Here is a 10,773-nt window from a genome sequence, read left to right as displayed (position 1 = left end):
AAAGTTTTACGTACTTTAACTGAATCAACCTATGAAATTCAGCCTCAGCAAAGTCATTATGAATCTCTCGAAGTAGATGAGTTCTGGAATTTTGTTGGAAATAAAAAGAATAAACAATGGCTTATTTTTGTTCAAAAGTCATATTTTACCTCGGAGAAACCGGACATTTTTATTGGTGAGAATATAGACACTTTAAATGGGTTCTAACACTCTCGTTTCGTATAACAGCCATTATGTTAAATAGAGGGAAAATCTATTTTTAAAGTGATAAAATTATTGCAGTTATTTTAAGAATAGCTGCTTTTGATACTTGATCATCTATCCTAATTAAAAACTGTTTTTTAATAATTTGGAATATAAATAAGATTTAGTTAAAATTAACATTATTCATATAAATTAACATTATGTATTACATTTACTAATAATTTAAAATAATTAGTAGAAAAAAATTATGTTTTAATTATTTCTTTGATTATATAAGTTGAGAGTAAAAAATGATTAATACGGAATTTTCAAAGTGTATTTCTGCATGTACAAACTGTTCACTTATTTGTACTGAATGTGCAACTTCTTGTTTAAAAGAAAAAGATTTAGAGATGATGCGTGAATGTATTCAACGTTGTCTAGAATGTGCAGATATTTGTCAGTTATGTGTGCGTATGCAACAACATAACTCACCTTTCCTCAAAGAGATTTGTGAGCTTTGTGCTAAGATCTGTGAATATTGTGCGGAAGAGTGTGAAAAACATTCACATGATCATTGTAAAAAATGTGCTGAGGCTTGCCGTCAGTGTGCAGAAGAATGTCGAAAAATTGCCATGTAAAATACTTCAATAATGTTAATTATATGCTCTAGACTAACATAATCATTCTGCTAGTCTAGAGCCTTTCCTAAAATTAACATAATACACCTTATACGAAGCCAAAAATGGGAGCTTTAAGCTCCCATTTTTAGTCTTTAATTCGCTTTTTCGCTTCGTCATAAACTATGCTATCAGCTCGTTTTCCGACGGTAATGAGCAGGATAACTACCTGATCATCTTTAACTTGATAGACAAGTCGGACACCAGCTTTTAATAATTTGATTTTATAGCAACCTGCAAGATCGCCTCTAAGCATATTCTTTGGAATATGTGGCTGCTCTATGACTTTGGCTAGTTTCTTTTTAAATTGATCTCGTATAGCAACAGGGAGTTTTCCCATTCTGCTGTAAAGTCCTTGTGACGTAAAAGCTTATAAGTCATCTAATGTGACTTCCTCAAACATCTCTTTAGGATCATTAATGCGCTTACGGACAAGAGCTAATAATTCTTCATCTTCTTCCGAAAGCAAAGCTTTTTTGACAGGCAGTTTCCCAGTCGTAGCAACATACTCAAGAATACTAGTGAAGAAATCAGTAGGTGCAATACCTTGCTCTTTAAGGATTGAATAAGATTTTTCTTTAAGGGCTTCATCGATCCTGAAGTTAACAGTAGCCATCATATTTCCCAAGTATTTAATGTACTAGGAATATTGTAATGCAAATTGCATTACAAGTCGACTTCGCATAACAGCCATTATGTTAAATAACTTTTAGAAGCTTTAGTACAAGCTTGACAGATTGTCTTATCATTATAAAATAACCTTATTCAAATCATCCTCCCAAGAGTAACGCCAATGAAGTAAGTCATTTTCTCATCATTATTTTTAAACTTTTGATGTGCAAAATAGATTCTACTTGTGGCTATATATTCTTGGTCTCTACTTTATATCCTAAATAATATATTGTTTTTTATAAGTTAATCTTCACTATTTTGCATATCCTCTACATGAGGAATTTTTTATGCAACATGCATGTATTGCTTCAAACTTAAATTTAGAATTTTCTACACAGAAAATGTTTGATCAGCTAAACATTACGCTTTTATCAGGACAGGTTTCTGCATTAATTGGACGTAATGGTTTAGGTAAATCCCTATTGTTCAGAATATTAGATCAAAGCCAAGCTTTAGATATTCATTATAGTGGTCAAGTTTCATGGAATATCCAACATGATTATTTGGCACAATTAGAACGCCTTAATGCTGAAAATATTGCACAAGCATTAGAGGTAGATCATTTACATCATGCTTTTCGGCGTATAGAGAACAATACAGCTAGTTTTGATGATTATGAGTTAGTTGAAAATACCTGGGATTTACCACAAAAATGGCAAAATATACTTGAAAATGCTGACTTACCTACGGATTTGAACTTTCCAACAGAAAAACTGAGTGAAGGACAAAAAACAAAGCTGGCTTTATGTCGTTTGTTTTTAAAAAAGGATCACTATCTACTTTTAGATGAACCAAGCAACCATTTAGACTCAACATCTAGACAATGGTTAATTGAGAGTATTTTGGCACACCCTAGTGGTGTATGCCTGATTAGTCATGATCGCCAATTACTCAATCAAGTCCAACATATTTATGCTTTAACTGAATTAGGCTTACAACACTACAAAGGTAATTATGAGCATTACATTCAACAGCATCAGCTACACATGGATGCATTAACTCAGTCTATTAATAATGAGAAAAAAGAATTAAAGCAGTTAAAACAACGGCAACATGATAGCTTAATGAAAGCGAATAAACGTCAATCTAAAGGCAATGAACTTCGTGATTCTAATTCTCAAGCAAAGATTTTTCTAGATTTCAAAAAGGAAAATGCTGGACAAAGCTTAGGTAAGCTACGTGCCCAACAAACTCGACAAACTGATGATTTGAAAAATAGTCTGATTAATAGGCAGACCATTGTAGAAAAAATCAAAGCTCAGAAGTTTGAATTCCACTTACAGAGTACGAAGCAAGGAGAGATTTTAAGAATTCATGATTTAAAGCTACCCCATACAGCAACAAATAAAATTAATTTTGCATTGAAAGCTGGCGAAAAAATCCATCTTAAAGGTGCTAATGGAATTGGTAAATCAACCTTATTGAAATTGATTTCTACCCATCAACGTGATGATATTTTCTTTAGTGGAACATGTTTGTATTTAGATCAAAACTTTAGTTTATTAAATAATGATTTATCCGTAATCGAAAACCTTGCACTTTATAACTCCAATCTTACTGAAGTTGAGTGGAGAAATTTGTTAGGTCAGTTACGTATTCGTCGTGAAAAAGCTTTATTAAAACTATCAGAACTGAGTGGTGGTGAAAAATTGAAAGTCGCATTATTAGCAATGAGTCACTATCCTGATGGTATTGATTTATTATTGCTTGATGAACCAGAAAATCATTTAGATATTGAGTCTAGAGAGCTTCTATCGCAGGCTATTAGCCAATATCAGGGCGCTGTAATTTTAGTTTCACATGATCATTTTTTTGTTGAACAGTGTGAAATATCTGAAGAGTATTTAATTGAGTAAAATGACATTTTCAAATATATAGATTTATTAGTTCTACTAAAATTAACATAATACACCTTATACGCAATACTTTTTAAATTGTGTTATAATTCAATGTGTTGATTTCAGTTTTATAGCCCACTCACCCTCGAATGGGCTTTTTTTATGATTGTTCACGTTCCACGCCTATTCTTTGATCAATGTTCCACGGTTTTATTTAATGTTGCTGAACAATCAATGGATACCAGTAAAGCCCTTTAGGTCTTCTGTTGCTTCAAATATAAAGTCTATCGATGACATTTTCATTTTTCAAATAGCGATAGACAGCCTGTCTGCTAATACCAAAAGCTTTAGCTAAATCGACTTTCGATGGATATTTCCCTTCTTTCCAGGCGTGTCGTAAAGCTTCAGCCTGCTCTTGATTTAACTTATGGACTCGACCTTTATATTTACCTTGAGCCGCTGCAATCTTAATCCCTTCTTTTTGGCGCTCTAAAATAATCTCTCGTTCAAATTGGGCAAAAGCCCCCATAAGTTGCTGAGTATTCTTATGTAAACCTACCAGTTATTCTTATTCAAATCCTGCCACTCATTTTGGATAGTAGTAGGCCATTGATTTTCTATTCAAATAATTCAAAACAAAATATCCAAATTTGAATCTTGAAGCACAATCTTAATCTGCTATAATTTGTACATCAAATTGATGTACTTGTTGGGTGGGATATGACTAACTTAGCAACGGAACGAATTAATATTCGTTCAACAGTAGATGCAAAAAATGTAATTGAACAAGCTGCGAATTTATTGGGACTCAGTGTAAGTTCCTTTATGCTTCAATCCTCATTTGAAAGAGCAAAAGAATTACTTAAATCTAATTATGAGTTAAAAGTAAATAATGCTGATCGAGATATGTTAATGAACATACTTGAGAACCCACGCCCTGCAAATGATGAGATGAAAAAATTAATGAGTTTATTAGATGAAAATTGAGGTTTTACAAGCCCATCATCAGAAAAAATCATTTAATTGCGGGCAAGATGATTTAAATAAATTCATAAAACAGTATGCATCCCAACATCAGAAATCAGGAACAAGTAAAACGTATGTTGCTATTGATGATGATCTACAAGTGAGAGGGTTTTATTGTTTATCCAGCACATCCATAGGATTTGATGTAGTTGATACTGTGCTTACTAAACGATTACCTCGTTATCCGCTCCCTTGTGTAGTTGTAGGTCGCTTTGCCGTTGATCAAACCGTTCAGGGGCGAGGAATTGGGAAAGTGCTTTTAGCCCATGCTCTTAAACAAGTTTCAACAGTTGCTCAAATTATTGGTGTTAATTTTGTTGTAATACATGCTAAAGATAAAAAAGCGATGGAGTTTTATCAGCGTTTCGGCTTTATTTCATTAACATCAAATCCATTAACATTAATATACCCAGTGAGTGAAATACCTAGTTTCAATTGAAAGTGGTCTACTAGCAATAGGAGTGACTGGTAAACTGCTTACAGGAATTAGTGGCTGATTTATCCAATAATCTGCAAGTTGCAACATCAAATTATCCATCGGGGTGGCCTGAGCCGTAAATGTAATATTCTCTTTCACAAACTGAATAGCCACTCCCCTTTTTACAAGCTGATCAACCTCAGTCACTAAATCTTTAAGACTCCTAGCGAAGCGATCCATAGAGTGCACAACAATCATGTCACCTTCACGGACATAGCTGAGCATTTCCTGAAATTTAGGACGGGCTGTATTTTTTCCTGAAGCTTTATCGACAAATAATCGGTCTACTTCAATTCCCTCAAGTTGGCGTCCAATATTTTGGTCAATAGAGCTGACTCTGACATATCCAACTTTATGACCTTTCATATTGTTATCTACTAGATGACTATTTCTGCTTATTGTAACTAATGAATCTTAATCTTAAAAGTTACATGTAACGTATGTATGAATTTCATTTAAATGAGACATGTATTTTACAGCTTTCACAGTGTAACTTTAGGGTATACTTTAAAGTTACACAAAACATCTATATGAAGACTAAAGTCCAAATTAGTGTTTATGTTGGTTCAATGTATTACATTTCGTATTTTCTATTTGTAACGTAATTTCAGTAATATTATGATTATGTTTTAGAACTTCTAAGGCCTTTTGATAGAGTTGATCTGTATTGCTATTCGGAGCAACCAAATGAGCAGTTAAATGAATATTTCTTGAGGATATAGCCCAGACTTTCAACTGATGAATCCCTTCAACGCCCTCTAGCTTCAATAAATCATTTCTTAACGACTCAATATCAATCTCATCAGGAACTCCTTCAAGCAGAATATGAATACTTTGTTTTAATAAAATCCAAGTTCGAGGTAAGACCCAGAAGCCAATTAACACAGCGATTACGGTATCAACCCACATCCACTGGGTAAAATAAATAACTATTCCTCCGATAATCACGCCTATCGATCCTAGAGCATCACTAAGAACTTCTAAATATGCACCTTTTATATTTAGACTTCCTTCAGCACTAGCAGAAAGGATTTTCATTGAAATCAAATTTATGACCAAACCAATGACCGCGACAATCATCATTCCAACACTTTGAATTTCAGCAGGATTCGTAAAACGTTGATAAGCTTCATATACAATATATATTGCTACCACAAAAAGCATCACCGCATTAAACAGAGCCGCTAAAATTTCAAATCGCTGATAGCCAAAAGTTCTTTTATCATCTGCGGCTTTTTTACCAATTTTGATAGCGGCAAGAGCAATAGCTAAAGCGGCTACATCAGTAAACATATGAGCTGCATCAGATAACAAAGCCAAACTTTGGGTAATAAAAGCAGCGACAACTTCTACTATTAAAAAAGTAGTCGTTAAACCTAAGGCAACCATTAACTTCTTACTATTTTCTTCAGTAACAACCGCATGGCTATGATCATGATGTTCTGACATAAAATATTTTCCTTATTCTATTTATGATGAGCAGAGATATTGGATAACAGCCAATATCTCTGCTGTAAATCGACTAATCTATTGGATTAAGAAACTTTCTTTTCATTTATCCAACGATAAAGCACGGGTAACAGCACCAAAGTTAGTAATGTTGAAGAGATAATCCCGCCAATCACTACGGTTGCCAGTGGCCGTTGAACCTCAGCCCCTGTTCCGGTTGCCAGCGCCATTGGTACAAAACCCAGTGAAGCCACACAAGCTGTCATCAACACTGGTCTTAAGCGCAAAATAGCCCCTTGCCACACGGCTTTATGCACTGGATATTTGTCCCTTAATTCCTTAATAAAGGTCAGCATTACCAGTCCATTGAGGACTGCAACACCAGATAAGGCAATAAAGCCAATTCCAGCTGACATCGATAATGGAATATCCCTTAGCCAAAGGAACAGCACACCACCGGTCAAGGCAAAGGGTACCCCGGTAAAGACCAATAGACTTTCTTTGACATTGTGAAAGACCGCCATCAGTAAAATAAAGATAGTGATTAAAGCCAGTGGAATCACGATTTGCATCCGTGCTTTGGCTGAAGCCAAATTTTCAAACTGACCGCCATATTCTATCCAATAACCACTTGGCAAAGTGTATGCTTTGAGCTGTGTCTGTACATCAGAAACAAAAGACCCTAAATCACGCCCTTCAACATTCGTTGTAACCACAACTCGGCGTTTACCATTTTCTCGACTGACTTGGTTGATTCCTTCAATGGTCGAGACTTGCGCGACATCCGACAATAAAATACTGCCACCATTTGGAAGCTGAATAGGTAACTGGGAAACAGATGCGACACTACGGTCTTGCTCTCCAAGACGGATAACAAAATCAAAACGACGATCGCCTTCTAAAATCTCTCCCACGCTTTGTCCACCAATACTTGCAGCCACCACATCCTGAATAGATTTCACACTCAAGCCATACTGGGCAGCTAAAGCTTTATCAATCTCTACATTGAGTAAAGGCAGACCCGAAGTTTGTTCAACTTTCACCGCACTGCTACCTGCGACTTGCTGAATGATTTTCGCGATTTTTGCAGCCTCAGTATTCAAAACCTGCATGTCATCACCAAAAACCTTCACCCCCACATCACTGCGTATACCTGAAATCAGTTCATTAAAACGTAGCTCAATAGGCTGAGAAAACTCACTGTTATTGCCGGGAATTGTCGCAAGATAAGCTTCCATTCGGGTTCGAAGTGCATCTAGGCTTTCTTTTGAATCTGGCCATTCCTCACGTGGTTTCAGCATGATATAACCATCGGAAATATTCGGTGGCATCACATCTGTCGCCACTTCAGCAGTCCCGGTACGGGCAAATATAGCTTTAATTTCGGGAAAGTTTTTCAGTAAAAGCTTTTCGGTATTTTCCTGAATACGTAAAGACTCTTCCAAGCCTGTGCTTGGAGAACGTAATTGCTGTACCGCAAAATCACCTTCACTCAGCTGGGGTGCAAACTCACTGCCAATCTTCGTGCTGAGCAGACCCGTAATGACCAAGAGACAAATGGCAAAAGTTAAAACCACCGCTTTGTAATGATAGGCTCCATCCAATATCTGTTGATATCGGGTTTTGAGCCAGATCATCCAACGGCTTTCCGTTTCTTTGATCTCCCCTTTAACCCATAAAGCAACTGCAGCGGGCACAAAGGTGATCGATAAAATAATAGCTGCCACCAGTGCGAGAACAACGGTTAAAGCCATCGGATGAAATAGTTTTGCTTCTACACCACTTAAAGCAAAAATCGGCAAATACACCACCAAAATAATAAGCTGACCAAAAATAAGAGGACGACGTGCTTGGCGGGCAGCCAGAAAAACTTCCTTAAAGCGTTCACTTTGTGTGAGAGGTCGTTTTAACAGTTGCTGTGTATGGGCTAAACGCCGGATACAGTTTTCGACAATCACCACAGCACCATCGACAATGATGCCGAAATCGAGTGCACCTAAACTCATCAGATTGGCACTGATATTTTTCTGTGCCATCCCGGTTAAGGTAAACAGCATAGAGAGTGGAATGACACAGGCAGTAATCAAGGCAGCACGGATATTCCCTAAAAACAGGAACAGAATGATGATGACCAGGATTGCTCCCTCTACCAAGTTTTTCTGAACGGTTTTAATCGCCTTCTCAACCAAGGTAGTACGGTCGTACACCGTTTCAATCACTACCCCTTTAGGCAAACTATTCTGAATATCTTGAAGCTTGGCATCCACAGCTTTAGAAACAGTCCGGCTATTTCCACCCATCGCCATCATGGCAATCCCTAAAACGGTTTCTTTGCCGTTATAGGTTGCCCCACCGGTTCTTAAATCATGCCCAATAGAGACTTGCGCAATATCACCAACCCGAATTGGGCTGCCATTTGGGCTACCCAGCATGGTGTTCTCAATATCAGAAAGCCCATTGAATGTACCCGGTACACGTACCGTCAGTTGCTGACCATTGTCTTCAATATAACCTGCACCTCGGTTCTCATTATTTTGCGCTAAAGCCTGTTGCAGTTGTTCTAATGAGATATTCAGTTGCTGCATCCGGTTTAAATCGGGAGAGACCACATAGGTTTTTTCAAAACCACCAATACTGTTGACCTCTGCAACTCCCTTAACACGTTGCAGTTGAGGACGCACAATCCAGTCCTGAATCTCACGCAAATCCATCGGCGTGTATGCAGTTCCATCCGGCTTTTTCGCATTCGGATCTGCCTTCAGTACCCATTGATAAATCTCACCGAGACCCGTAGAAACGGGGGACATCGTCGGTGCGATTTGTGCAGGCAACTCAGATTGCGCCTCCTGTATCCGTTGGTTAATCTGCTGACGGGCCCAATAAATATCAGTCCCATCTTTAAAGACAATGGTGACTTGAGAGAGTCCATAACGGGATATGGAACGGGTAAGCTCCAGATCCGGAATGCCAGCCATGGCATTTTCAATGGGATAGGTAATCCGCTGTTCGACTTCAAGCGCAGTAAAACCCTTGGCTTGAGTATTAATCTGGACTTGGGTATTGGTAATATCGGGTACAGCATCAATCGGGAGTTTCTGATAGCTATACACCCCGACCGCAATCCAGGTACAGACAAAGAGCAACACCCAAATCGCATTTTGTATGGAAAACTGAATGATTCGTTCGAATAAACCTTCTGGTTTTGGCAGATCAGAATTAATGTTCATGGCCTGCCTCGTCTTTTTCTAATTCAGATTTCAACAAGAAACTGCCTTGAGCGATATACTTCTGCCCTTCAGTCAGCCCAGAAATCACTTCAAGCCATTGTCCATCACTTGAAGCCTGCCCCAATTGCACTTTCTGTGCTTTTAAGTGGACTTGACCTTTTTGTTCTGAATCTACGATGAAAATACTGTCTTCACCTTCAATACTTTGCAGCGCAGACTTTTGAATCCGAAGGGCTGATTTTGCTGTAGCTTCCGGAATCAACACTCTCACTAGCACATTAGAACGCAACTCAGTAGCTTGCGCATCGAGTTTTGCGCGCACCACCAGACGCCCTGTTTGTACATCTGCCTGAGAGGTTAAGCTTTGTACAGTAGCTTTATAGATTTGATCTGAATCATTCACTTTAAAGTCAATTTTTTGCCCGGCTTGCAGTTGACCTGAGAATTGATTCGGCAAATTAAACTCAAGCCATAAATCTTTCAGCTGTTCAATGACAAAGAGCTGATTAGCCAGTTGCACATTTTCACCGACCACAATATCTTTTTGACTGATCACCCCAGAGATCGGTGCTTTAATCAGAAAACGCCCATTGTTATTGCCACTTGCACCTAATGCATTTAAACGTGCTTGTGAGGACTGGACAGTAATCTGCGCTTGACGGTAGGCATTTTCGGCACGCTGGTAATCCTGTTTGGCAGAAATCCCCTGTGACCAGAGTTGCTGTTCGCGCTGGTAATCTTTACGGGCCAAATCCAGATTCACCTGTGCCATACGCAGATTTGCCTGTTGGTCGATCAGTTCAGGCACGATTAGTACAGCCAGCGTTTGTCCTTTTTGCACGCTCTGTCCTAAAGCCACATTGACCTGCTCGACATGACCACTAAAATTAGGCGATATATGCGCTTGTTGATCGGTATTCACCACCAATTTACCTGGCAGGGTTGTCAGCTTTTCAACCAATCCTGTGGATGCAACAGCAACTTTTAAACCTTGTTCAACCATTTGTTGGCTGGTCAGTTGTATTTCGCCTTCTTCAGCATGTCCTTCTTCAGAACTATCTTCATCAGAATGTTCGGCATTTCCCTCATCATGACCATGCCCCTCAGATTCAGTTTTTTTTGAACTTAACCAAATAACCAGACTGACCAAGACCGTAATCAGAATCAAAATTGCAATCATGAGAGACTGGGATATTTTTCCGTTTTGCTTGGCGTTCATT

General features: G+C 38.0%; 8 protein-coding genes and 4 pseudogenes. 5 read left to right on the top strand and 7 right to left on the bottom strand.

What is annotated here, in order from left to right; genetic code table 11:
- Positions 1 to 129, top strand: a pseudogene (locus tag FTT74_RS12640) (IS1 family transposase); the annotation flags it as partial.
- Positions 130 to 494: 365 nt separating this feature from the next.
- Positions 495 to 824: a four-helix bundle copper-binding protein gene (locus FTT74_RS12635; RefSeq protein WP_016658833.1), complete on the top strand. Its 330-nt coding sequence runs from the start codon at positions 495 to 497 to the stop codon at positions 822 to 824.
- A 127-nt stretch (positions 825 to 951) separates the two neighbouring features.
- On the opposite strand, the pseudogene FTT74_RS12630 reads toward FTT74_RS12635, so the two are convergent.
- Together FTT74_RS12630 and FTT74_RS12625 are read right to left on the bottom strand one after the other, a co-directional pair.
- A pseudogene (locus FTT74_RS12630) lies at positions 952 to 1,244 on the bottom strand (type II toxin-antitoxin system RelE/ParE family toxin).
- Positions 1,234 to 1,479 carry a type II toxin-antitoxin system RelB/DinJ family antitoxin gene (locus FTT74_RS12625; protein ID WP_000246755.1) on the bottom strand — a complete coding sequence of 82 codons (246 nt, stop codon included), beginning with the start codon at positions 1,477 to 1,479 and terminating at the stop codon, positions 1,234 to 1,236. Before FTT74_RS12625 ends, FTT74_RS12630 begins: the two are co-directional and overlap by 11 nt.
- A 343-nt stretch (positions 1,480 to 1,822) precedes the next feature.
- Here FTT74_RS12625 and FTT74_RS12620 point away from each other — a divergent pair, with 343 nt between their 5' ends.
- A complete protein-coding gene (locus FTT74_RS12620; RefSeq protein ID WP_159124549.1) occupies positions 1,823 to 3,391 on the top strand; it encodes an ATP-binding cassette domain-containing protein in 1,569 nt (522 codons plus the stop codon).
- A 253-nt stretch (positions 3,392 to 3,644) separates the two neighbouring features.
- Here FTT74_RS12620 and FTT74_RS12615 read toward each other — a convergent pair.
- Positions 3,645 to 3,908, bottom strand: a pseudogene (locus FTT74_RS12615) (helix-turn-helix domain-containing protein); the annotation flags it as partial.
- Positions 3,909 to 4,093: 185 nt separating this feature from the next.
- Between FTT74_RS12615 and FTT74_RS12610 the strand changes: the two are divergent.
- Both FTT74_RS12610 and FTT74_RS12605 read left to right on the top strand, forming a co-directional pair.
- Positions 4,094 to 4,360 carry a DUF1778 domain-containing protein gene (locus tag FTT74_RS12610; RefSeq protein ID WP_004733309.1) on the top strand — a complete coding sequence of 89 codons (267 nt, stop codon included), beginning with the start codon at positions 4,094 to 4,096 and terminating at the stop codon, positions 4,358 to 4,360.
- Positions 4,350 to 4,838, top strand: a complete 489-nt coding sequence (locus FTT74_RS12605; RefSeq protein ID WP_004733307.1) for a GNAT family N-acetyltransferase — start codon at positions 4,350 to 4,352, stop codon at positions 4,836 to 4,838. Before FTT74_RS12610 ends, FTT74_RS12605 begins: the two co-directional genes overlap by 11 nt.
- A gap of 75 nt (positions 4,839 to 4,913) precedes the next feature.
- Here the strand turns inward: FTT74_RS12605 and FTT74_RS12600 are convergent.
- The 4 genes and pseudogenes from FTT74_RS12600 to FTT74_RS12585 all read right to left on the bottom strand — a co-directional run.
- A pseudogene (locus FTT74_RS12600) lies at positions 4,914 to 5,243 on the bottom strand (recombinase family protein); the annotation flags it as partial.
- Between the two features lie 183 nt (positions 5,244 to 5,426).
- Positions 5,427 to 6,326: a cation diffusion facilitator family transporter gene (locus FTT74_RS12595; RefSeq protein WP_005028603.1), complete on the bottom strand. Its 900-nt coding sequence runs from the start codon at positions 6,324 to 6,326 to the stop codon at positions 5,427 to 5,429.
- 86 nt (positions 6,327 to 6,412) lie between these two features.
- A complete protein-coding gene (locus FTT74_RS12590; RefSeq protein ID WP_096902762.1) occupies positions 6,413 to 9,553 on the bottom strand; it encodes an efflux RND transporter permease subunit in 3,141 nt (1,046 codons plus the stop codon).
- Complete coding sequence (locus FTT74_RS12585) at positions 9,543 to 10,772, bottom strand: efflux RND transporter periplasmic adaptor subunit (RefSeq protein ID WP_016658777.1); 1,230 nt, start codon at positions 10,770 to 10,772, stop codon at positions 9,543 to 9,545. Before FTT74_RS12585 ends, FTT74_RS12590 begins: the two co-directional genes overlap by 11 nt.
- Position 10,773 lies beyond the last annotated feature (1 nt).

The sequence above is a fragment of the Acinetobacter sp. YH01007 genome, from assembly GCF_013420425.1.
Lineage (GTDB): Bacteria > Pseudomonadota > Gammaproteobacteria > Pseudomonadales > Moraxellaceae > Acinetobacter > Acinetobacter towneri.
The sequence above is the reverse complement of the archived record's forward strand: the minus strand, read 5'-3'. Positions and strand labels throughout refer to the sequence as shown.